The organism is Rhodopseudomonas rhenobacensis, from assembly GCF_014203125.1.
GTDB classification, from domain to species: domain Bacteria; phylum Pseudomonadota; class Alphaproteobacteria; order Rhizobiales; family Xanthobacteraceae; genus Rhodopseudomonas_A; species Rhodopseudomonas_A rhenobacensis.
The window spans coordinates 109,870-132,154 of sequence record NZ_JACHIH010000007.1 but is presented as its reverse complement, the minus strand read 5'-3'; the positions used below and the strand labels follow the sequence as shown (position 1 = coordinate 132,154).

The following is a 22,285-nucleotide window of genomic DNA, read 5'->3' as shown; positions in this document are numbered from 1 at the left end:
GCTAACCTTATCTGACCGCAGCAGTGGTCTAAAACGGTCTGACCTCGGAGGCACCCGATGACCGAAAACACCGGAAATAGCGTCAGCGATTTCGACGTGAACGCGATCGCCGAGATTGTCATGAGCGACCTGATCACGGCCCGTCGCCGGCTCCAGATGCTCGATGGATCGATGGAGTCGGTCAGCAACGCGATCTCAAGCATCGACCAAGCATACGCCAGCATCGCCGGGTTCGAAGCCGAGAGTGCCGTCCTGGCAGACCTCGCTCGCGCCGGCATTGCCGTGGTCTGGAAGTCGAACAAGCCTGCCCCCTCCTGCACCTCCCAGCCGCCCGCCCCTACCCGCTCGGTCACACTCCACCTGTTCGGCGAGCCATTCTCGTTCACCGCCGACGACGCCACCGCAGACCGCCTCGCCGCCGCGGCGAAAGCGGCCCAGGACGCCAGTAGCGCGCTCAACGACGCCGAGCGCAGGGTGCTCGACGCCGAGGTTGCTCTGAAGGCGGCCAAGGCGGCCGCCGAGCAGACGCCGTGGTCATTCGCCGCCGTCTACGTCGAGCCGGCGAAGCGCGACCGCGCCGCCGAACGCGCGGCGTGAGGGAGGCGAGCATGGAAGCCGTCACTCACTTCATGCAGGGCGTTTTCACCGTGATCGGAATCGTCGCTCTCATCACGTTCGGACGGGCCTACATCAGATCGTGCGAGGCATCCAAGGATGCCTCCGCGAAAACCCACGACTACACGCGCAGATATTGGTCGCACGACTACACGTTCGATCCTATCGAAAACGGGATGCGTGGTCGGATGTCGGGGTGGGGTTCGGGAATCCGTGATGGCGACTACATCATTCTCGCATGCGGGAATGGTCATACGCGATATCGAGTGCAGAAAATCAGATATCAAAGCGACCCGTCTGACATGTGGTTCGCAGACGTCGTTTTCAGTCCCAGGCCTCGCAAGGTGGCTGGAGGCTACACCGGCAACAGCGGCGCGCTCCGCCCCCTCCGACCACCGGCAGCGGCGAGAAGCCGCCGCCGGCGCCGGTGGTCAAAATCAGGATTAAGAATTCAGGAGGCAGTGATGCCCGCAATCTACAAAACATTCGAAGTCGTGTTCAGCAGATCCGAGATCCAGGAAATTCTCACTGAGCGCGCCCGAGCGATCCTTGGCAGCAAAATCACCGGCCCGCGTGCCGTTGTGCTCAATCGAGTCGAAGACGTCGAGGGCGGCGCCACGGTCAAGATCACGATCGATAGCGTGAAGAACCGGCCGCCATGCTGACCACCATGGCCTATCGTTGCTTCGACCCCGCCACCGGGGCTGTCTCATCCGCGCAATCGAGTTTCGCGCGACGTCGGCGAGTTAGCAGCCTCGCTTTCGATCGGTCGAGCACGCTGAAAAAGCCGTTGTCGACGACCTCGCCACGCGCCATGCGCGCCTCGTCATCGCGACGGGCGGCTTCTTTCTCGGCTCGGCGGTCGATCTCCATTCCGGCATCCTACGCAGGCGCCGGCGGAAGGCAAGCGGACTCATGATGGAGAACTAGGATGACTGAATATTTTGAACTTCGTCGCGTCACCGTCGTTCCAACGCGGCCCGTGTTCGCATCGGCCGCTTGCATCGATTGCTCGCTATGCGGACGCAACATCGCCGGTTCAGGCGGCCCCTGCGAAGGACCGGTCTGCTTCGAGTGCGCGGACGTTGTCATCCGAGGTGATGCGGTGGGAGCTATCAAGTGGACGCAGAAGGAGACGCGCGATGACCGTAACTGAACTGATCGGATACCTGCAAACGCTCCCCGGCGACTACAACGTCAGCGTGATTGATGATGGCTGCGAATACGATGCGCGGATCATTGCAGACGAAGCGGAGCGTAGCGTCAGCATCGTCGCGGTCGCCGATTTCCACCCGAGCGAACTGTTCCAGGTCATTCCGGCGCCGCAGAAAGTGAGTGTCGCTGAGGTGGTTAATCCGCTGAAGAATTGGGAGCCGTATCGGGCCGCGTTGACCGGCAAACCGGAGAGGGATCTGTGATGGATTCTGTCGGTAAATCCAATCGAGGAGATTTAGCTGTGGTAACTAACACGCCGAAAACGTTCAACCGTCTCGATTTCTACCGCGTGAAGCGCTGGGGCGGCATTGGAGGGATCATGTCCGGACGCGGGCTCAACACCGACGACCTGTTCGAGATGGATGTCGAGCGCGTGCTGGGCGACCGAATCAGGTCCGACACGGACGTCGCGGAGGCGATGTGGAGCGCAGTGACGAACGTCGAATGGAGGCATGTCGGAGGCGACACAGCGCTCTATTCGGCGCGCGCTGCTGGAGACATGATTGCCGCCATCCGCGGCACCGGCAACTACCTCGATTTCTACTGCTGCGGCCTTCCGATTGATGTCGTCAGCAGCGAGTTTGCTGAGGCTATGGCCGCAATCGGGTGGACCTACGATCTCGAAGCGCCTGATTGGGAGGATTAGTGATGTCCGCGCCCACCCGCTTCAACGCCGCGCCGCCTGGCCCGCGGAAGTTCGACATCTGAAACGAGGAGGCTGCACGCCATGACGAAGACCAGCACGCTGACCAGCTACACCGCCGCCGAGACGCGCCAGCCAGTCGCCATCTCGCCCGCTCTCATCTCGCTCATGGAGCGCATCGAGGCCGAATCCGCGGCCGCGTGGAAGAAGTTCGGAGCGCGTGAGCTACCCGATGGCAGCATGGTCATTTGCTCAGGCGGCAAGCTCTTCAGCATACGAAGCACGTGTGACGGATGGAGCGTCGAGGAGCTCGACATCGAGGACATCGCCAGCCGCCCCAACCGCAGCATAGCAAGCGACATCGCGCTACAGGCGGCTGTCGCTGCGGCATGTGCCGCCCCGCTCTTCGACCGCGACCGCCTGGCCGCCAAATCCACGTACACGGGGCCGTACTGATGGGCATCGAAATCGTCATCACGCGGACGACCGAGGACAGAACATCACGTCTCGCGACCGTCAACATCTCGGACGCCGGGAGCATCGTCATGCGATCCCCCGGACTCAAAACGATCACCGTCGGATCGCCGATCGACGCCGACCAGCCGCTGTGGCGTCAGATCGAGCGCATGGCGGCGAGGCTGGCAAGAATCGAGGAGATACAGTGATGACAGACATGACCGATAGCCGCGCTCTGACCACCGCTGCTGAGGAACACGACCAGGCGGCGAACCATGCGACACTGATCAAAGACCTTCGTGCTAACAACTTCAATGACGCCGCAGACTACATCATCAATCTTCAGTCGCTTGTCGACGGCTATCAAATGTGGCTTGCGGCCACCGTTCTCAATGCAGGCGGCAAGGTCGACGTCGGCCTTCATGACATCGAGCGTGTTGCGCCAGGACACGCCGTGCTCAGTATCGAATCGAACTGGAGCACCGGTGGTGCCACGATTTCCGTCGCTACGTGATGTCCGTTGTGGAAAGGGAAGGATTGAGCGATGGCTAGAAAAGATGTTCCCGACGATCTGGTGTGCCTTGCCGTGGCCGTGTCGAAGTCGATCAACATGACGAAGTGGCCGCCGGAGATCTTGTCTGAATTCACGGGGCAGCCGATCAAAGTCTGCTACAGCGCGATGGAGCGGTCATACGACCACGGGCTGATCGAATGCGGAGTCTCGCTGCGCTCCGGATGGCTGACGGACAAAGGCAAGGCACTGCTGTGGGCAAACAAGGATCGCTTGCAGAAAATGATAGAGTCTGCGATCGCCTCGACGCCAGAAATGGTCCGGGGCCCGGGGATCGAACCCGGCCGCAAACAGCAGTCCGCTGCCAAGGGGATATAAATCCCTCCCGCACAACCAGTGCTGCCCCGGATCTGTCGATCAGGAGCGCGATATCTGGCGGGTGTCGCGGGCGGTGGTCATGCTGAGTTGATAGCAGCTAATTTGAACGCTGTCGATGTTGAACAATGTTCAGACGAGCCACATCAATCGAGACGGCGCCGGAGACCCATGCGCGCAGTTGCGAGTGCGCGAATTCGGAAAGCGTCGCGCGCTCGATCAGCAAAATCGTACAAAACGACATGTAGATAGCCTCGCGCTCGTCGTGATCAGTCACGATCGGGCCTCATATTCGCGGCCATCACCGCGGCGTGCGCGACGCGTTGCCAGATCGGCGCGCCTCGGCTGGCGATCACGGCGCCGGCGAGCCGGATTCGCATGCCGCGGATTTCGTAGAACATGTCCGCGTCGTCGAACGACAACGTCGCCAGCGTCTCGCCATTTTCAGTCACAGTAACATCGATCATCGCCCACTCTCCTCACGCGGCCGCCCGAGCCGGTACCATCCGGTCACGGTGCGCACCCATTGCCGACTCTCGCGGTCGACCTCAACGAGCGCCGGCGTCGCAACTACGCGTCCATCGGAGCCGGCGACAACGCCAATCACGACGACGACGTTCGGATCATCGCCGTCGCGTGCCCACACGTAGTCGTCGATCAGCGGCGCGCCGTCGAGTTCGTCCGGGCCCGGCCGCCAGCCGTCTTTGCGGATGCGGTCGCGATCGACGAGCGCGGCGACGAGATTCCTGTTCATCATTATCAAACTCCTCGGCGGCACTTTTCGGCGCCGCCCCCCAGGGCTAAAATGCGAGCCAAAAGCTCATAGAAGACAGCATTTGCAGCGCTTTCTGGCCGCCGCCCCCCTCTCGACAGAATCAATGCCGGCTCGCGAACTCGTCGCGCGCGGTGACGGTGGCGCTGACGATTTTCTGCAGCTTGCGCACGCTCATGTCGCCACCCCGCCACGCCCGCGCGACGACTTCGAGTTCGTCCGGTGCGAGCGGCTCCATCCATTCGACGTCGACGCCACGGTCGGCGGCGACGTCGCGCAGAATGGAGGCCGTCAGCATCGGGAGGTGGTCGACGCCGGGTGTCGGCACGCGGATGACCCGCATGCGGTCGCGCAGGGGCGCCGGCAGCGACGTGACGTCATTGGCGGTTGCCGCGTAGCTGAGACGCGACAGATCGACTTCGAGATCGAGGCCGACGTCTGGATAGTTACGCGCGGTCTCACGCTCTAGAAACGGCATCAGCGCGTTGCCGAGGCTACCGTTCCAGCCGTTCCCGCCCGCTTTATCGATCTCGTCGATCATCACCACCGGATTCGCCGACTTGGTTTGAGCGACGACGAGCGTCGGGAACGACGGCGACGCCGTCGACCAGCGCTTTGGGGTGCCGCCGAAAGCGTTGTCTGCCGACGCGGCGCCGTCGTAGCGGCGCAGCTTGGCGCCGAGATGCTCGCACAGACGGCGGACTAATCGACTCTTGCCGCAGCCGGGATCGCCGAGCAACAGGAACGGTCGCCAGGCCAGCGGTTCGCCTTCGCGGAGATCGATCATCATCATGTCGACCGCCGCATGCGCGTGCGGAAACTCGGCGCGCAGCGCGGTACGCAAGGGCGCAAGCTCCGGCGTCATGACGAGCGGCAGCGCCTTGCCTGCCAACGACTTATATGGCTCGGCAAGCTTCTCGGCGTTCGCCGGGATCACGACAGTAGCCGGCACCATCGGTTCGGAGGCGTCCGCGGAGTCCGGCTTAGTGATCCCGGCGAGCCGACGCGCCTCCTCGGCGGGTGTTTCAGCGTGGTTCTTCTCAGCCTTCTCGGCGATCTCGGCGATTCGCTTGGTCTCTTTCCATCCGGCATCCGACGTTGCGTGAAAAAAATCGATGTGCTGCGACGTCATGCCGTCACGGATCTTCAGCCAGCGCTCTAGTCTACGCATCGCATTATGATTGAGTAGGCACGTATCAATCCCCTCACCGTCCGCCCACTTCACAACCACATCTTCGAGCCGATCAAGAAATCCGGCGGTGACGACGGGATTGCGTGGGTTCGCCGCCAGCATCAACCACGCGAGGTCGAGATGGTCCGCGTCGTGCTTGAGCCGGCGCGCTACGTCGCGGCAATCGAAACGGCGGCTACTGCCGTAGCTTTGATCCAAATTTGAGACAGTACGCCGGTCGATGCGGAGGTCGGGCCGCGCCTCATTCGTCGCGAACGCGACCTTCGCCAGCGCGGTCTTCCAGTCGTCGGTTAGCAACAAATCCGCGAGTAGGTGCATTGTGAGGTCCTTCAGAGGCGTCACGAAACGCTTGCGGCGCAACGAATTCCGCGCGATCTTCCGCGATGAGAATCAGCAGCCGCTGAAGTACGACGCCGATCGGCACGAATGAGTTTTCGTTGTCCATGCGTGACTTTAGAGGCAACACGATTTCTGTTTCAAGGAGTCGATTGGGAAATGGTGAAGGATTCGAAAACGACGAAGAAGAAACCCGCGAAGAAGCCGTCGGAGGGCGGGCCCGGGCGTCCGCGCGTTGATCCCGGCGATCTGCGGACGGACCGCATCGCGTTCAGGATTCATCCGGATCTGACGGCGGAACTCAACAAAGTCGCCCGCCTCAACGGCGAGGTTCGGACGGCGTTCATCGAGCGATTAATGATCGCGACGATTAATAACACCTGGGGATACGACATTTTGGACGCGATCGGGCGCAGGATCGAGTATCCGGAGGACCACCCGGTGAAACAGATGGCGGCGAGCCGGACGCCGTTTCAGACGTTCGCGGCGAGGTCGGCCGGCGCGCGATTTACGCTCGAGGATTTCGCAAAACTGCCGCCGGCGCCGAAGCGACGGTGAAGGCCGTCGGATGATCACGGAATGTTACAGTGGGTCATTTCACGTGATTGAAATCAATTCGACTCTCGAAGGATTATTGGGATTACCCACGGAACGAATCCTTCGACTCTCGAAGGATTCGTTCCGTGTCTATCTAGGCGTCGCCATCTCGACATCTGAAAAGTCGTTCCAGGAAATGGCAGTTAAACGAAGAACTTGACGAGAAAATCCTTCGAGAATCGAAGGAATTTCTTTCGAGAGTCGAAGGATTTTATCGCATTCCGACAGCGATACTCACGTCGTCAAAGTTGCCAATCTCGGCTCATCGAAATCATTTCGACTCTCGGAGGATTGCTCCGTCGAATCTTCGGCGCCGCGCTTGCCTGTCGTGCGTACCGCGGCAGATACTCGCGCGCTCACCCTCGCCCGAGATCGCATGGCCCGAACATACAAACCACGCATCCGCTACGTTGCCGAGACCCGGGCCGCACAGACCGAGTGGCATCGCGACAGGTGTCTGGACGCGTTGGCCAGCGACCGCGCGAGCGACGAGAAATTGCGTGAAGCCGGCGGGGCAATGGCCGCCTTGGCCGCCGCGCTGGACGCGCACGGAGCGCGGCCTGCGACGCCGCCGCAGATCGACCGCGACATCGGCAGCCCGAATGGCGTCGTCGCATTCGTGCAGCGACGAGAGTATGAGCAGCTGGCGGACGGCACTGTCGTCGTCGAGCAGGCTTACGTCGCTCCGGCGCGCCTCGCGCACGACGAGGCATGGAAATACACGTCCCACGCCGCCGACCCGGCGCATGCTGGATTGGTGGCTTTTATGACCGCGAGTCAGGAGCGCGCCCGCACCGAGCACGAAGCTCGACTCGAAGCCCGAGCAAAAAAACTCGCGAAACGAGCCGCTGCGGCGGCGAAACAGATCGCTGTAACGTTGACAGCAGACGAGGAATTCGTCGCCGCCGAGAAGTTCGGGCAGGCGAAAAAGGCCGCCGAGCGCGCGCGGACCGTGAAGCAGCAGGTCGCAGACTTATACCGCCACGGATTCTACTATCCCGGCGGCCGGATCGCCGGCGGCGGGTATGATGCGTTCGGCGAATTCCTCGGCGATGGCGTGTTGCGGTCGCATCTAGACCCTATGCTCGCGTTCTGGCCGCAGATCCTGCCGCGCAAGGACCGGCTCCGGGTCGGCAACGAAAAGACGTTTGTCGGAGGCGGCGACAGCAAGGCGTTGATGCTCACCGCTCCGTATCACGTGCTGGACATGAAACGCCTCGGCGCGATCATCGTCGAGCTCGATTCCAACTGGACGAGCGTCGAGGATCTGATGACGGCGCTGCGGGAAAAATTCGAATCCTGGGCGATGCCGAATTTCATCACCGGACGCATGGACCACGGCCAATTCGTTCGCCCTCATCTGATCTGGATTCTCGAGCAAACCGTCTGGAACGACGTCCGACGCCAGGAGGCCGACGCTGACGGCAATCTGCGCTGGGTCGGTGACAAGCGCTGCCGAAAGGCACCGATCGATTTTTACCACCGCATCCAGCGTGCGCTCGTCGGCAAACTCATCGATCTCGGCGCCGATCCGGCCCAGCACAACGTCTACAAAACAAAAGGCGCGACGTCTCCGTTTTTCACCTGCGTCATCGCCAACGGTGTCAACCGCCACCGCCTCGGCCGCCGCAAACCGGCCGCCGACGGAACGGTCGACGCCCGCCCTTGTTTGATGGATGCCTTGGATCTGCACGTCGACGAGGCCGACATGGCGCGGCGCGCTCACATAGTTCGCAGCCAAATCGGATCGACGCCGTCAAATGAGATATGGAATCGCGTCGGCGCGGAATTGATGCCGACCGTCTATCGAGAGCTTGCGATCTCCCGCCCCGAGTTCGTCGCCGCCGGCTCGACGCAGCAGCGCCTGGCCGGATATTTCGACAGCCTCGTCCGACCGGCACTCGAGGCCGAGCTCGGGGCCAGCGACGAGCTCGATCGAATCCTTGACCGCCGGACGACGTTCGCCGCCCGCTACTGCGCCGCCGACAAGCACAAGGAGCGCACCGGCCGCCGCGGCCGCGATCGCGACACCAGATTCACGATGCCGACGGCCGAAGAGCGGCAGCAAGAGGCCGGACGGCGCTCGCGGGAGCAGAACTCGGACGTGCTATTCCAAAAGTACGTTATCGCGGTCAAGGAGGCGATGAAGGCCACCGGCTGCATCCGGAAGCCGGCCTTCATCAAAGCGATGATCGATTCGAAAGCGTTCAAAAAATCCTACGCGTACAACACGTTTGAGAAGGCCTGCCATCATTTGGGTATCGAATTCCACCAAGCTGTCGGAAGATATATAGTCAGACCTGCATCCAGCACCTTGATCAAAACTTCCTGTCCGTCAAACGGCCAATCACGGTACCGTCGTCAGACCGTCCGGCTGTCGCCAACGGAAAACGGACGCGTTCCGACACCGGCCTGCCTGATAGCACGCTGTCGTCCGAACGCTGGGCTAGACTCAATCGCTACCAGGACCGGGTACGCCTGAACCCGACGGCAGGTGCATGCTCGCTGCGGGCTGCGGTGCCGGCTTAACGGCCAAACGTCTACCTGCAACCGACGGACGCCGTCGGCCTCGTCAGGATTCAGCAGATCAGACCCGGCGGGTGTTCTCCACTCCAAGCGCTGTCGACCATCCTGACGAGCCATGCCGTCACCAGCGCCGCCATGGTGTCGACCGCCCGGGATATCGTTCGGTCCGCCGTCCAAGGTATCGTTCGTCACGATGCTGCATTGGCTACTTGCAGCTTGCAGGACGTCGCTGGATAACGGCGGCATGAGCACAGAAATCGCACGTTTAAACGAGCTGTCGCGCACCGGTCTCTATCGGTCGGACAACCGGCCGCAGAGTCGAATTGCTACGCCGGATGCTGCCATCTCCTTGGATACGCCGAGGAAAGCCAAATCCAGGCTGCGCGTCGCGGGCTGGCGGCTTCAGAACGATCAACTGAGACGGCCGGAAGCCGCGGTCATCGCAATGGCGCTGCTGAAAGCCGTCTGCACGGCGGAACAGAAAGATTTCGACGAGGCCAGCGGCCGGATTTTGGCGGTCGCATTGCTGGATCTGCACGGCCGCGGCTACCGGCTGTCCGAGGCACGTGAAGTCATGCGCCGGCTCCGAAAGCGTTGGCGCACGCCGCCACCGGCTGACGACGAGGACGAGAATCGGGAGTGAGTATTATTGATGCTGACCTGAGCCCCGCCAATTCCAAGAATGGGTAGAGTCCATCACCTCGGAAGAGATGCACCCATGATGCCAAGTCGGCACGGAAGAGCAGATCATCGGAGACGCCACACGATTGAAGACGCTGGAGGACGAGAATGCCAAGCTGAAGAAGCTTTTAGCCGAGCGATGCTCGACAACGCCGTGCTCAAGGACGTTGCCGCGAAAAAAATGGTGACGCCCGCCGAGAGGCGAGAGGCCGTCGCTCGTCTACGATTCGCCTTTCGAGGTGAGCGAGCGGCGGGCGTGTACGGCACCGCGCGTGAATCGCACGTCGATGCGCTACCGGAGAAGGCGGCCGGACGAGGCGGCATGCCGGGTCCGGCTGCGCGAGTTGGCCGCCTTCCGCCGCCGGCTTAGCTATCGCCGTCTTCATGTTCTGATGCGCCGCGAGGGTCTGGATGAACCAATCAATCTGCTGCAGGCGTTCCGGGCGTGGGCTGAAACAATGCCCGAAGTCGACAACCGTTTCGATACCTGCGCCAATGTGCGTTCATCATGAGGTCCACTCGAGAATGAGGACAGCCATCGGCAATTTGCGCAGATTCCCATTCTCGGCACGAGCGAAAGCGGCACGGCGGACGTTGACCCTCCCGGCCGCTCGCCAATGGTCAGCCTCTCTTATCCTTTTCTTCCATTTTTGGCCGCGCTTTTTTTGACCTACAAGACGAGTCGTTCACCTGCAGACGAGGTGCGTTGATATCAAAATGGCATAAATTGGAGAGCACATTTTCGTAGTTAATATCCTCTCCTCCACTCATCAACCTGTGCCGGGGGAAGACCATTGTCGCTCTTGCGGAAGTCGAACGGTACTCACTTCTTGGTGCAAAGAGGAAAGCTGATGATGGCAAGCTCAGAGTATTGAAGACACATCTCGAGCCTACCTCTAAGCGGAAAGACGATCACCGCAGATCTACGATTTGAACCTGTCATAGTGGGACCAACGCCAAGAATATTTTGGCTGGATCGGAGAGCAAATGGCTTAGTTGCCGGTGGTCGATGCGAAGACAGTGCTTTCGAAATAGCGGCCGGGCCTGTCATATTTCCCACAGCGCCCGGGCGGTCGGCAGGCTGACCTCCGCCAATCTGACTGCATCTTCGTCCCGGTCGATGGCGACGTAACGTCCTTGCCAATACGCAAGTCCGGCTTTGCACGCCGATTGCTGCAGATTCAGGACACGGCCGATGACGACGGCGTGAGAGTGGCGTTCGACGATTTCATCGACCTTGCAGTCGATAGCAGCCAACCCCCCGACCAGCAGCGGCGCGCCGGAGACGCCGCTCACCCATTCCGCCCCGGAAAACCGGTCGATGCCCTGCAATCCGTTGCCGCCGGAAAACCGTTCGGCGATGTCGACCTGATCGGCGGTCAGGATATTGACGCCGAACGATCGATAGCGCTGTAGCAAAGGCCAGGACGACGACTGCCGGTTGATGCTGACGATCAGCGTCGGCGGGTCGATTGCCAGCGATGCTACCGACGTCACCGTCATGCCGGAAATGTCCAGCTCGCGGCCGACGGTGATCACGCAGACGCCGCCGGTCAGATGACGCATCGCGGCGCGAAACTTTGCCGGAGAAGCGCTGGGTTCGATCGCAGTATCCTGGACGGCCGTTGTCATGGAAAGCCTCACAAGTCTGTCGTGCCGTCGGCACCTTGGAGCAGATCACGCAGGATCGCCCCTTCCAGCCCGGCGAGTTCAGCCGAACCGCGCTCGCGCGGCCGCTTAAGATCGATGGTGACGTCGTTGGCGATGCGGCCGTCCTCGATCACCAGCACGCGGTCGGCCAGCGCCACGGCCTCGGCGACGTCGTGGGTCACCAGGATCGCGGTGAAGCTCTGCTCGTGCCAGACCCGCTCCAGCAATCGCTGCATCGAAATTCGCGTGAGCGCGTCGAGCGCGCCGAGCGGCTCGTCGAAGGCCAACAGGCGCGGACGGCTGACCAGCGCGCGGGCCAGCGCAACGCGCTGCTTCTGGCCGCCGGACAGCACCGCCGGCCATTGCCCACGCTTCTCCTGCAGTCCGACCTCGACCAGCGCCTGTTCGGCGCGCGCCTTGGCGTCGGCCGACTTGCGCTGGCTACCGAGCCCGACCTCGACGTTCGACAGCACCCGCGCCCAGGGCAACAGCCGCGGCTCCTGAAACATGATGCGGATGTCTTCCGGACGGGTCTGTTCGCCGAATGTGATGTGGCCTGCGGTCGGCTGATCGAGCCCGGCAATCAGGCGCAACAACGTGCTCTTGCCGCAGCCGCTGCGGCCGACGATGGCGACGAACTGGCCTGACGGAATGTGCAGATCGATGTCACGCAGCACCTCGTTGTCGCCGAACGATTTGCGCAATCCGCGGATCGTCAGCGACAGCCCGCGGGAGTCCGCCTCGCTGCTCCAGCGCGCCAGCCGGGCCTCCTCGACGAATTCGATGGAATCGACCGCCTGCGCGTCCGATAGAAGCAAACGGAGTGGCTCCTGCATGTTAGTCCTCACCGTTCTGGAAGGCCGGGTGCCACGACAGCGTCAACCGCTCGAGCAACCGCGCGGTGCTGTCGGCGACCTTGCCGAGCAGCGCGTAGATCAGGATGCTGAGCACGACCACGTCGATCAGCATGAATTCGCGGGCCTGCATCGCCATGTAGCCGAGCCCCGACGACGCCGCGATGGTCTCGGCGACGATCAGCGTCAGCCACATGATGCCGAGCGCAAACCGCACCCCGACGAAGATCGATGGCAGCGCGCCGGGGAAGATCACCCGGCGGAACAATTCGGCATTGCTCATGCCGTAGATCCGACCCATCTCGATCAGCTGCGGATCGACGGTGCGGATGCCGTGCAGCGTGTTGAGATAGATCGGGAAAAACACGCCGAGCGCGACCAGGAACAGCTTGGCCTGCTCGTCGATGCCGAACCACAGGATCACCAGCGGGATCAGCGCCAGATGCGGCACGTTGCGCACCATCTGCAGCGTGGTGTCGGACAATTTGTTCGACAGCGACGACAGCCCGTTGGCGAGCCCGAAGGCAAAGCCGATGCCGCCGCCGATCGCGAATCCGACGCTGGCGCGCCAGAAGCTGACCCAGATGTTGCGCACCAGTTCGCCGGACAGCAGCAGCTTCCATCCCGCCAGCACCACATCGCTCGGCGCCGGCAGCACCCGCGACGGCACGAAGCCGCTGCTGCACGCCAGTTGCCAGATCAGCAGAATCAACAGCGGCACGATCCACTGGATCAGACCGTCGGCGCGCGGCAGACGCAGCGTGCGTAGTCGCGGCAGGCTTTCGATCAGGCTCATGGCTGGGCCTGCTTCAACGGCAGCCGCTCATTAGCGATGGTCTCGCCGAACTGCCCGGTGTTGGCGCGCAACGGCGTCACATTGCTGGGGCGCTGCAACGACAGCAGCGGGAACACCAGTTCGGCGAAGCGATAGACTTCCTCGAGATGCGGATAGCCGGACAGGATGAACGTATCGACGCCGACCTCCTGATATTCCTTGATGCGCGCCGCCACGGTCTGCGGATCGCCGACCAGCGCGGTGCCGGCGCCGCCGCGCACCAGCCCCACCCCGGCCCACAGATTGGGACTGATCTCGAGCTTGTCGCGCCGTCCGCCATGCAGCTGCGCCATCCGCTGCTGCCCCACTGAATCCATTCGCGCGAAAATCTTTTGCGCCGCCGCGATGGTGTCGTCGGTGACGTAGCGGATCAGGTCGTCCGCCGCCCGCCACGCCTCCTCGTTGGTCTCGCGCACGATGACGTGCAGCCGGATGCCGAACGACAGCTTGCGGCCGCGCGGCTCGGCGACCGCTTTGACCTTGGCGACCTTCTCGGCGACCTGCGCCGGCGGCTCGCCCCAGGTCAAATATTTGTCGACAGTGTCGGCGGCGACGTCGATGCCGGCGTCCGACGAGCCGCCGAAATACAATGGCGGGCGCGGCAGCTGCACCGGCGGAAACAACAGCCGGCCATCCTCGATGCGAATGTGCTGGCCCTGAAAATTCACCGTCTTGCCGGCCAACAGATCGCTGTAGACGGTGAGGAATTCGCGGGTCACGGCGTAGCGCTCGTCGTGCGCGAGGAACACGCCGTCGCCCTTGTTCTCCACCGGATCGCCACCGGTGACAACGTTGATCAGCACCCGCCCATTGCTGACGCGGTCGAGCGTCGCGGTCATCCGCGCCGCGACGCTCGGCGACTGCAACCCGGGCCGCACCGCCACCAGATAGCGCAGCCGCTCGGTCCATGGCGCTACCGCCGAGGCGGTGATCCAGGAGTCCTCGCAGCTTCGCCCGGTCGGCAGCAGCACGCCGAAATAGCCGAGCTGATCGGCGGCCTGCGCGATCTGCCGCAGATAGTTGAAGTTCACCTCTCGTGCGCCGACGTCGGTGCCGAGATAATGGCCGTCGCCGTGGGTCGGCAAGAACCAGAGAAAATTGGCGGGCGATTGCGAGACGCTCATCGGTCGGTTCTCCGTGTCAGATCAGGCTTTTTGTCGTTGAGGGACAAACAGGGCGGCCGCCCGCGTGAGGATCATGTCTGGCTCAGCTTCCACACCGCGTCGCGCACCACGATCGGCTTCGGAATGAGCCCGAGCTTGAAGAACCGATCAGCAACGTCCTGCTGCGTCGTCACGATGTCCTCGGTGATCGGACCGACCACGAAAGCATTGCGGTCGGCGGCGACGGTCTGGATGTCGAGGGGAATCCCGGTCACCGCGCTCAGCGCCTTGGCGACCTCGCCGCGATTGCCTTCCGCCCATCGCGCGGTGGCCGCGGTGACGTCGATGATTTGCTGCAACACGTCGCCGTGGGTCTTGGCGAAATCGCGGTTGGCGATGAAGAAGGCGTTCGTCTTGCCGACCTCGGACGCATGGACCAGGATGCGGCCGTTCTGCTTGGTTTCGCCGATCGCAAAATACGGGTCCCAGATCGACCAGGCCTCGATACTGCCATTGGCGAAGGCCGGCCCGGCGTCCGGCGGCGTCAGATAGACCGGAATGATATCGGCGTAGCTGAGCCCGGCCTTTTCCAACGCCAGCACCAGCACATTGTGCGCGCTGGACCCCTTGGTGAAGCCAACCCGTTTGCCCTTCAGATCCGCGAGCGTGCGGATCGGAGAATTCTGCGGAACCAGGATGCCTTGCCCGGTGGTGATCGGCTGCCCGGCCGCGTAGACGATCGCAGCCTCGGCGGCCTGCGCGAAGATCGGCGGCGAATCGCCGACCGCGCCGAAATCGACGCTGCCGACATTCATCGCCTCCAGCATCGGCGGACCGGAGGAAAACTCGACCCACTTCACGGCAATGCCCTGCGGCGCAAAATGTGCCTCCAGCGTGGCGCGCTGCCGCGCGACGACCAGCACTCCGTTCTTCTGATAGCCGATGCGGATTTCGTTGAGCGGCGCCGAGGATTGCGCCCGCGACGGCGACGACAACGCGGCGAGCACCGCGGCGCCAGCCGATAATTTCAGGAACTGCCTGCGCCTCATGCGTCGGTCTCCGCGCCGCTGCCGCTCATTATTCAACTAATGGATGATGGTATTGCCGGCGATGGGTGTCGAGGGTCCGGCCGAAATAGCAATGACCGCGCTGTACATCGGCGCCGCGGCGATGGGTTTATTGCCGGAACCCGCGCTGCGACGCTTTGGCTGTTTCATCCCTCGGCAGCAAGATCGCCGGCGCAAGCTCCCGCACAGCAGCCAACCGACGGCCGTCGTTCATCGCGCCGCTGCTTTGCCAACCGTTACGACCCCGGCGTCCAGGTCCAGACGATCTCCTTGACGTCGACCGGCTTTGGAACGAGGCCGAGCTTGTGGAAGCGATCGGCGACGGTCTGCTGGGTCGCGGTCACCTTGTCGGTCACCGGGGTGACCAGGAATTGTGTGCGATCCACCGCGCGGGTCAACGCTTCGGTCTCCAGGCCCGTCGACTCGTGCAACGCCTTGACGATCTCGGCGTGGTGACTGGTGGCCCACACCGATTCATCGGCGAAGATCTGGTTGAGCTTGGCGACGACGTCGGGATGCTTGGCGGTGAAGTCGCGGTTGGCGAGGAAGAAGGCGTTGGCCTCGTGGACGTCCTTGGCCGAGACGATCACCCGGACCTTGCCCTTTTCGACCAGCGCCAGATAGGGATCCCAGATCGTCCAAGCGTCGAGATTGCCGCCGGCGAAGGCTACCGCGGCATCGGCCGGCGCCAGATACACCGGGGTGATATCGGAATACGACAGCCCGGCCTTTTCCAGCGCGGCCACCGTGGTGTTGTGCGAACTCGAGGCCTTGGCGAAGCCGACCCGCTTGCCCTTCAAATCCGCCACCGTTTTGATCGGTGAGTTCTCGGGAACGACGATCGCCTCGTTCTTGCCGGCCGACGGCAATGCCGCGACATACAGCAAATTGGCCCGGGCGGCCTGTGCGAACACCGGCGGCGCATCGCCGGTGTAGCCGTAATCGATGTTGCCGGTGTTGAGCGCCTCGAGCAATGGCGGCCCGAACGCGAACTCCACCCACTTCACATCGATGCCGCGCGATTTGAAGGCGTCCTCGACGGTGTGGCGTTGTTTGGTGGCCGGGAAGATGCCCGCCCGCTGGAAACCGATGCGGACTTCCTTCAGATCATCCGCCGCGGCCGGCGACGGTGCCGCACCCGCCATGGTCAGCAATGCGATGGCCAATGCGCCGATAAGCGCTCTTCGGGTCTGCTGCATATGTCGACTTTGCTCCATTGTCCCGGCTACGCGATGCGAGATCGCTGAACCGACAAGGCTAGGCCGAAATCCTCGGATTGTTGTTTCAAAGATCAGACGACGTGCGCAACAAACCTGATTAGTTACGAAGGCCGGCGACCAAGTTCCTCTCCTGATGGAGGTTCTGCGTCGGAGCAAGCGATCGCCGCACGGCCGCGCCCTACCGGAGTATTGCCAAGGATTGATTTGCTTTGCCGCGCCGTTCACCGAGCAGTTTCGTCCGCCATCGGGCGGATTTTCGAAATTGCCTTGGGTCGATCGCCCGATAAGTTAGGTCACTATCAACGCACCGGCCTCCACCGCCTGCATCGAGGCCGATTGCAGCTTCGCGGCGTGCCTGCGATCGCGGCGTGACGCCTCGGCGAAACCTAAGGACGGATCAATGACGACAGTCGGTGAATTGAAGGACCAGCTGTGGCGCGAATTGGCGCTGAAGGCCGAACTTGGCATCAACGGCGTCGCCATCAGTGGCGAGGCGCTCGAGCTGATCCAGCCGGGGGTGAAGGCGCAGGAACAGGTGCACTGCCTGTTCGAGATGGATTTCGAGATCCACACCACCGAATTGCCGTCGCACTTCCAGCTGCCGCACGGGTTGACGGTGCCGTTTCGCTGGAATCCGAAATCGACCTATCGGATCGATCTGATCGGCGAGCGCACCGTGCTGATCCACGGCAACGAGGTGCTGGCCGACGTGGAATTCCAGCCGCGACCGAAATTCTACGGCGCCAAGACCTCGGACGGCATCGAGATGTCAAACATCGGCGCGCATTATGCCCAGCGCCATCTGTTCATCGTCTACAGCAACGAGTGCTCCTACAAGGAGAAGGGCGAGGACTGCCTGTTCTGCAACATCAACTACACCAGGGACGTGTACGGTGCCGAGCGTCCGTTCTGGAAGAACGCCAAGCAGATCGGCGAGACGGCGGCGCAGGCCTATCGCTTCGGCGAGATTGATCACCTGACGGTCAGCGGCGGCATCATCCCGGAGCGCCGCGAACTTGACTATTATCTCGACGTCGCCGAATCGATCCAGCGCCACACCGGGCTCGACGACTTCAACGGCACCGCTACGGTGGCCGCGCCGCTCGACCTGCGCAACATCGATCGCTTCAAGGAATCCGGCTACCGCACCACCGCGATGAACATCGAGATCTGGGACAAGGGCATCTACAACGCGATCTGCCCGGGCAAGGCCCGCGGCAGCGGCGGCTGGGAGCACTGGGTCAAGGCGCTGGAATACGCCGCCAAGGTGTTCGGCCACGGCCGGGTGCGCTCCAACATCGTTGCCGGCATCGAGCCGAAGAAAAGCACGGTGGCCGGACTGGAATATCTCGCCTCGAAAGGCGTGGTCGGCACCGCGACGGTGTGGTGCCCGAATCCCGGCTCGGAGCTCGAAGGCCATCGCTCGCCGGAGCCCGGCTGGTATCTCGACTTGGCGCATAAGCAGGTCGCGATCTGGAAAAAGAACGGCTTCAGCTATCAGCAGATCTACGACTGCCACGCCTCCTCCGACAGCTTGCAGCACGACATCTGGCGGATCGAGGACGAGTTGCTGCCGGTGTTCGCCGAAACCAAGCGGCTGGTGGCGGCGGAATAATCGCGACCGCTGCGGCATTGCGGCAACTCGACTGCCAAGCTGTGCTTACGCGCCAGGCGCGGTGCGCGGAATCGCGCCGCGCACCCGATTGCAACTTGCTGATTTCCCGGAGGCCCTGTGACTGAACGAAAACCCAAACACATCGCGATCTACGGCAAGGGCGGCATCGGCAAGTCGACCACCACGTCGAATATCAGCGCGGCATTGGCTGACGCCGGTTTCCGCGTGATCCAGATCGGCTGCGATCCGAAGAGCGATTCCACCAACATCCTGCGTGGCGGCGACGATCTGCCGACCGTGCTCGACAGTTTGCGCGAGCGCGGCAGGCCGTCGATCGCCGATGTTTCGGCGACCGGCTTCGCCGGCGTGCTGTGCATTGAGGCCGGCGGCCCGGTGCCCGGCGTCGGCTGCGCCGGGCGCGGCATCAACGCCGCGGTCGATCTGCTGCATGAGCTGGAGTTGTTCGAACAGTTCAAGCCGGACTTCGTGCTCTACGACGTGCTCGGCGACGTGGTGTGCGGCGGCTTCGCGGTGCCGATCCGCAACGGCATCGCCGACTCCGCCTATGTGGTCACCTCGTCGGACTTCATGGCGATTTTCGCCGCCAACAATCTGTTCAAGGCGATCAGCAAATACGCGCCCTCCGGCGGCGCCCGGCTCGGTGGCGTGATCGCCAACTCGATCCAGACGCCCTACGCCGCGTCGCTGATCGATGATTTCGCCGCACGCACCGGCACCAGCGTGGTCGGCTACGTGCCGCGCTCGCAGGTGGTGGCGCAGAGCGAACTCTACGGCAAGACCGTGATCGAAGCGCAGCCGCGCTCCGCCCAGGCGGACGTCTATCGCGCGCTGGCCCGGCATATTGCGGAGAACCACGAGAGCACCGTGCCGAAGCCGCTGAATGGCCCGGCGCTGAAGGCCTGGGCGCGGGACTGGGGCGACCGTGTGTTCGGCGTCGAGGCCGGCATCGTCGCGCCACAGGAGGCGATCTGAGTGGCTCGCCTACCGCATCTGCTGATCCGCGAGAAGCGGCTCGGCGCGATCGGCGCCTATCTCGGGGACGTCGCTCCGCTGGTCGCCGAACTGCTAAGCGGTCAATCCGCGGACCGCATCCGCACCTTTGCGCAGAGCGCGCCCGACGATCTGATCCGCGCCCTGGCGGTGCTCGGCGCGATCCGCGGCACCGCCATCGTGGTGCATGGCGCCCGCGGCTGCTCCGCCGCCTTGACGCGGTTTGCCCCGCAGGGCGCCTGGGCGGTGACCAATCTCGACCAGCGCGACACCATCCTCGGCTCCGAAACCATCCTCTCCGACACCGTGCGGGCGCTGGTCCGACGGCATCGGCCCTGGGCGGTGTTCATCGTCGCCACGCCGGTGATCGCGATCAACAATGACGACATCCGCGCCGCTGCGCTGGAGCTCAGCGAAGAGCTCGACATCCCGGTGATCGAGGTCCGCACCGACGGCTTCCGCTCGCGGATCGCCGCCACCGGCTTCGACGCCGCCGCCCAAGCCGTGCTGCAACTGGTGCCGCCCGCCGAACAGGCGCGACGCGACGACCTCGTCAATCTGCTGGCGACGCAGGCCGGCCCAGGCCTCGTCGCCCTGGAACGCGAACTGCAGTCACTCGGGCTGACGGTCAACCGGCTACCCCACGCCGCGGATGCGGAAGGCTTCCGTCGCGCGGCGACGGCCGCGCTCAGCGTCACGGTCGACCCCGACAGCACTGCGGCGCTTGGCGACGGTCTGGCTGCCGTGCATGGCGTGCCCTTGCTGCGGCTGCCGCCGCCGGTCGGCACCGCGGCGACCAATCATTTTGTGGCAGCGATTGCAGCGGCGACGGGACGGACAGTGCCGGCCGGCATCGAAGCATCGGGGCTGGAGACGCTGTCGGGGCGTCGCGTCGCCGTGGCGGCGGCGCCCGCCACCGCCTTTGCACTCGGCGATCTGATTGTCGAACTGGAAGGAGAGCTGGTCGGCATCAGCGTCGACCATATCGACAGAACTCATATCGGCGCGTTGCAGGACTTTGCGGTGAAGCGGCCGGATCTGCCGCTGCACGTCGCCGACGGGCAGCCGTTCGAGCACGCCAATCGGTTGCGCCGGCTGGCGCCGGATCTGTTCATCGGCCCGGCAGACCTCGCAGCACTCGCCGCACGATCGGGAATTCCCGCGCTGTCGATCGACGCGGATGAACTGCTCGGCTACCGCGGCGTCGCGCGGCTGGCGCGGCGGGCCTCGCGGGCGCTTGGCAACACCGCGCTGGTGCAACGTCTCGCCGGCGGACGCGGGGACTATCAGCCAGGATGGTTCAAGCGCAGCCCGGACTGGTACATCAAACTCGAGGTCAAGTAGATGGCGATTCCGCTCACGCGCTCGCGCAGCGGCTGCGCGTTGCACGGCGCGCTGTTCACCGCCGCCGCGATCGACGGCGTGACGCCGCTGTTACATTCCACGCCCGGCTGCGGCGTCCAGGCTTATCAGTCGGCTCTCGCCGGCGGAGGATGCCTCGGCGACGACCGCCGCCTCGCGGTGCCCAGCAGCAATCTCTCCGAAAAGCACATCGTTTTCGGCGGCGGCTCGCGGTTGCGCGAGCAGGTCAAGAACGCCATCGGCCTGGTCGATGGCGAGTTGACCGTGGTGCTGAGCGGGTGCCCCGCCGAGATGATCGGCGACGACGTCGCCGCCATGGTGCAGGACGTCCGCAATCAGGGTGAGCCGGCGATCGAAATCGCGACGGCCGGTTTCCGCGGCTCGGCCTATCAGGGCTACGAGGCCTTTCTCAAGGGTGTCATCGCGCAACGGGTGGCGTTTGATCCGGCACCGGGCGGCACGCGCGTGAGCCTCGTCAATATCCTCGGCATCGTGCCGCAGCAGGACGCGTTCTGGCTGGCCGAACTCGACGAACTGTCGCGGATGCTCGCCGGCATCGGACTGCACGCCAATTCGCTATTCGGGCCCGATGGAGGCGTCGATAGCCTGCGCGCTCTGCCGCAGGCCGAACTCAGCCTGGTGGTGTCGCCCTGGGGGCTGGAGCCGGCGCGCGCGCTGCAATCGCGGTTCGGCATTCCCTGGCTGCAGGTCACCGGCCTTCCCGTCGGCGCCGACGCCTCGGTCGATCTGCTGCGTCGGGTTGCCGGGCTGATATCGCCGCGCCCTGCGGAGGCAGAGTCCTATCTGGCCAAAGAGATCCGGCGCGAAGCCTACCTGCTCGACGCCGTCGCCGAGGCGCTCTATCGCCGCCAGGCGCAGCGCGATTTCGCCGTGGTGGCGCCGAGCCTGCACGCCGCGGGGCTTTCGCGATTCCTAACCGAGACGCTGGGCTGGACCGCGCGAGCAACCCTGATCACCGACGACCCCGCGCCTGAGGTCCGCGACGCTCTCGCTGAGAGCCTTGCAGAGGTCCAATTCATCGAGGACGCCGGCGGCATCGACGACATCCTGCGGGGCTCCGGCGCAGAGATCGTGCTCGGCAGCGCGATCGAACGCTCCGTCGCGGACGAACTCGGTATTCCGCTGATCGAAGTCGCGGTCCCGACCGGCAAGCATCGGCTGGTTGCGGGTCTCGGCGGCTTCCGCGGTGGCCTCGCCTTGATCGAACAGATCCTCGCGATCGGATAGTTACGCGCGGCGTTGCAGCCGGTCCAGCACTCGCCATGAAACAGATAACTCCGACTGCGCTTAGCAGCGGAGGTTTGTTGCGTCGTGCAGCGCAATTACGAAAACGGCTTTCGTTGACGTGGACGGACACGCCACATAGCATTTGCGTGCGCAACGAGTTTGTTGCGCGTCGAAACCGTTACTACGCACTGATCCGCGTTCGTCCGAAAGGCGAGTTGGATTCATGAAGTTGCTGTGGGCCTTCAAGCCTTGGCGGGAGGTGGTCGGCTTCGCCGGCTTCGCCATCATCCTTCCCGCCGTCTCCGGTTCCGCCGACCCATGTAGCGGGGCGGTGGCCTGACGGCCATCGCCGGGCCGCAATGGCCCTTCTCCGTGCATCGATGAATCGGCAATTGCGAGAC

General features: G+C 63.5%; 26 protein-coding genes and 1 pseudogene. 16 read left to right on the top strand and 11 right to left on the bottom strand.

The genetic code is table 11. The annotated features are described in order from the left end of the window. Positions 1–57: 57 nt before the first annotated feature. Both HNR60_RS08545 and HNR60_RS08540 read left to right on the top strand, forming a co-directional pair. Positions 58–597 carry a hypothetical protein gene (locus tag HNR60_RS08545; protein WP_184256375.1) on the top strand — a complete coding sequence of 180 codons (540 nt, stop codon included), beginning with the start codon at positions 58–60 and terminating at the stop codon, positions 595–597. Positions 598–608: 11 nt separating this feature from the next. Then, on the top strand, positions 609–1,280 hold the full coding sequence (locus HNR60_RS08540; RefSeq protein WP_184256373.1) for a hypothetical protein: 672 nt from the start codon (positions 609–611) through the stop codon (positions 1,278–1,280). Positions 1,281–1,290: 10 nt separating this feature from the next. Here the strand turns inward: HNR60_RS08540 and HNR60_RS08535 are convergent, their stop codons facing one another. Beyond that, positions 1,291–1,488: a hypothetical protein gene (locus HNR60_RS08535; protein WP_184256371.1), complete on the bottom strand. Its 198-nt coding sequence runs from the start codon at positions 1,486–1,488 to the stop codon at positions 1,291–1,293. A 269-nt stretch (positions 1,489–1,757) separates the two neighbouring features. Between HNR60_RS08535 and HNR60_RS08530 the strand changes: the two genes are divergently transcribed. The 6 genes from HNR60_RS08530 to HNR60_RS08505 all read left to right on the top strand — a co-directional run bounded on the left by HNR60_RS08530 (position 1,758) and on the right by HNR60_RS08505 (position 3,818). Next, positions 1,758–2,033 (top strand): hypothetical protein, encoded by a 276-nt coding sequence (locus HNR60_RS08530; RefSeq protein WP_184256369.1) that lies wholly within the window; start codon positions 1,758–1,760, stop codon positions 2,031–2,033. Continuing rightward, positions 2,033–2,476, top strand: coding sequence for a hypothetical protein (locus tag HNR60_RS08525; protein ID WP_184256367.1), 444 nt, complete (start codon positions 2,033–2,035; stop codon positions 2,474–2,476). The genes HNR60_RS08530 and HNR60_RS08525 overlap by 1 nt, the downstream gene beginning before the upstream one ends. 81 nt (positions 2,477–2,557) lie before the next feature. After that, positions 2,558–2,929: a hypothetical protein gene (locus HNR60_RS08520; protein WP_184256365.1), complete on the top strand. Its 372-nt coding sequence runs from the start codon at positions 2,558–2,560 to the stop codon at positions 2,927–2,929. Next, entirely contained in the window at positions 2,929–3,138 is a 210-nt protein-coding gene (locus HNR60_RS08515; RefSeq protein ID WP_184256363.1) for a hypothetical protein, read from the top strand. The genes HNR60_RS08520 and HNR60_RS08515 overlap by 1 nt, the downstream gene beginning before the upstream one ends. Next, positions 3,138–3,443, top strand: coding sequence for a hypothetical protein (locus tag HNR60_RS08510; RefSeq protein WP_184256361.1), 306 nt, complete (start codon positions 3,138–3,140; stop codon positions 3,441–3,443). Before HNR60_RS08515 ends, HNR60_RS08510 begins: the two co-directional genes overlap by 1 nt. A 30-nt stretch (positions 3,444–3,473) precedes the next feature. Further along, positions 3,474–3,818, top strand: coding sequence for a hypothetical protein (locus HNR60_RS08505; protein ID WP_184256359.1), 345 nt, complete (start codon positions 3,474–3,476; stop codon positions 3,816–3,818). Positions 3,819–3,915: 97 nt separating this feature from the next. Here HNR60_RS08505 and HNR60_RS08500 read toward each other — a convergent pair whose 3' ends face one another. From HNR60_RS08500 to HNR60_RS08485, 4 genes are all read right to left on the bottom strand, one after another. After that, entirely contained in the window at positions 3,916–4,092 is a 177-nt protein-coding gene (locus HNR60_RS08500) for a hypothetical protein (protein ID WP_184256357.1), read from the bottom strand. Further along, entirely contained in the window at positions 4,085–4,282 is a 198-nt protein-coding gene (locus HNR60_RS08495) for a hypothetical protein (protein WP_184256355.1), read from the bottom strand. Before HNR60_RS08495 ends, HNR60_RS08500 begins: the two co-directional genes overlap by 8 nt. Then, the gene (locus HNR60_RS08490) at positions 4,279–4,572 is read right to left on the bottom strand and encodes a hypothetical protein (RefSeq protein WP_184256353.1); all 294 of its coding nucleotides are present in this window, start codon (positions 4,570–4,572) and stop codon (positions 4,279–4,281) included. Before HNR60_RS08490 ends, HNR60_RS08495 begins: the two co-directional genes overlap by 4 nt. 118 nt (positions 4,573–4,690) lie before the next feature. Next, a complete protein-coding gene (locus tag HNR60_RS08485; RefSeq protein ID WP_184256351.1) occupies positions 4,691–6,097 on the bottom strand; it encodes an AAA family ATPase in 1,407 nt (468 codons plus the stop codon). Positions 6,098–6,274: 177 nt separating this feature from the next. On the opposite strand from HNR60_RS08485, the gene HNR60_RS08480 reads away from it, so the two are divergent. The 4 genes and pseudogenes from HNR60_RS08480 to HNR60_RS24110 all read left to right on the top strand — a co-directional run. Then, positions 6,275–6,673, top strand: coding sequence for a hypothetical protein (locus tag HNR60_RS08480; RefSeq protein ID WP_184256349.1), 399 nt, complete (start codon positions 6,275–6,277; stop codon positions 6,671–6,673). A 415-nt stretch (positions 6,674–7,088) separates the two neighbouring features. Continuing rightward, on the top strand, positions 7,089–9,194 hold the full coding sequence (locus HNR60_RS08475) for a hypothetical protein (protein ID WP_184256347.1): 2,106 nt from the start codon (positions 7,089–7,091) through the stop codon (positions 9,192–9,194). Between the two features lie 288 nt (positions 9,195–9,482). Then, positions 9,483–9,881, top strand: coding sequence for a hypothetical protein (locus tag HNR60_RS08470; RefSeq protein WP_184256345.1), 399 nt, complete (start codon positions 9,483–9,485; stop codon positions 9,879–9,881). 106 nt (positions 9,882–9,987) lie between these two features. After that, positions 9,988–10,329 (top strand): annotated as a pseudogene (locus HNR60_RS24110) (hypothetical protein); the annotation flags it as partial. A gap of 637 nt (positions 10,330–10,966) precedes the next feature. Here HNR60_RS24110 and HNR60_RS08460 read toward each other — a convergent pair. The 6 genes from HNR60_RS08460 to HNR60_RS08435 form a co-directional block, all read right to left on the bottom strand. Beyond that, on the bottom strand, positions 10,967–11,551 hold the full coding sequence (locus tag HNR60_RS08460; RefSeq protein ID WP_184256342.1) for a flavin reductase family protein: 585 nt from the start codon (positions 11,549–11,551) through the stop codon (positions 10,967–10,969). A gap of 8 nt (positions 11,552–11,559) precedes the next feature. Continuing rightward, complete coding sequence (locus HNR60_RS08455) at positions 11,560–12,405, bottom strand: ATP-binding cassette domain-containing protein (RefSeq protein ID WP_184256340.1); 846 nt, start codon at positions 12,403–12,405, stop codon at positions 11,560–11,562. A 1-nt stretch (position 12,406) separates the two neighbouring features. After that, complete coding sequence (gene ssuC, locus HNR60_RS08450) at positions 12,407–13,219, bottom strand: aliphatic sulfonate ABC transporter permease SsuC (RefSeq protein ID WP_184256338.1); 813 nt, start codon at positions 13,217–13,219, stop codon at positions 12,407–12,409. Beyond that, a complete protein-coding gene (gene ssuD, locus HNR60_RS08445) occupies positions 13,216–14,382 on the bottom strand; it encodes an FMNH2-dependent alkanesulfonate monooxygenase (RefSeq protein WP_184256336.1) in 1,167 nt (388 codons plus the stop codon). The genes ssuC and ssuD overlap by 4 nt, the downstream gene beginning before the upstream one ends. 71 nt (positions 14,383–14,453) lie before the next feature. After that, positions 14,454–15,410: an aliphatic sulfonate ABC transporter substrate-binding protein gene (locus HNR60_RS08440; RefSeq protein WP_184256334.1), complete on the bottom strand. Its 957-nt coding sequence runs from the start codon at positions 15,408–15,410 to the stop codon at positions 14,454–14,456. Between the two features lie 254 nt (positions 15,411–15,664). Then, positions 15,665–16,627 carry an aliphatic sulfonate ABC transporter substrate-binding protein gene (locus HNR60_RS08435; protein ID WP_184256332.1) on the bottom strand — a complete coding sequence of 321 codons (963 nt, stop codon included), beginning with the start codon at positions 16,625–16,627 and terminating at the stop codon, positions 15,665–15,667. 421 nt (positions 16,628–17,048) lie between these two features. Here HNR60_RS08435 and HNR60_RS08430 point away from each other — a divergent pair, with 421 nt between their 5' ends. The 4 genes from HNR60_RS08430 (at position 17,049) to HNR60_RS08415 (ending at position 21,884) form a co-directional block, all read left to right on the top strand. Beyond that, the gene (locus HNR60_RS08430) at positions 17,049–18,263 is read left to right on the top strand and encodes a radical SAM protein (protein ID WP_184256330.1); all 1,215 of its coding nucleotides are present in this window, start codon (positions 17,049–17,051) and stop codon (positions 18,261–18,263) included. Positions 18,264–18,380: 117 nt separating this feature from the next. Then, on the top strand, positions 18,381–19,256 hold the full coding sequence (locus HNR60_RS08425; protein ID WP_184256328.1) for a nucleotide-binding protein: 876 nt from the start codon (positions 18,381–18,383) through the stop codon (positions 19,254–19,256). Next, entirely contained in the window at positions 19,257–20,618 is a 1,362-nt protein-coding gene (locus tag HNR60_RS08420) for a nitrogenase component 1 (RefSeq protein WP_184256326.1), read from the top strand. Further along, positions 20,619–21,884 carry a nitrogenase component 1 gene (locus HNR60_RS08415; RefSeq protein WP_184256324.1) on the top strand — a complete coding sequence of 422 codons (1,266 nt, stop codon included), beginning with the start codon at positions 20,619–20,621 and terminating at the stop codon, positions 21,882–21,884. It begins immediately after the preceding gene. Positions 21,885–22,285 lie beyond the last annotated feature (401 nt).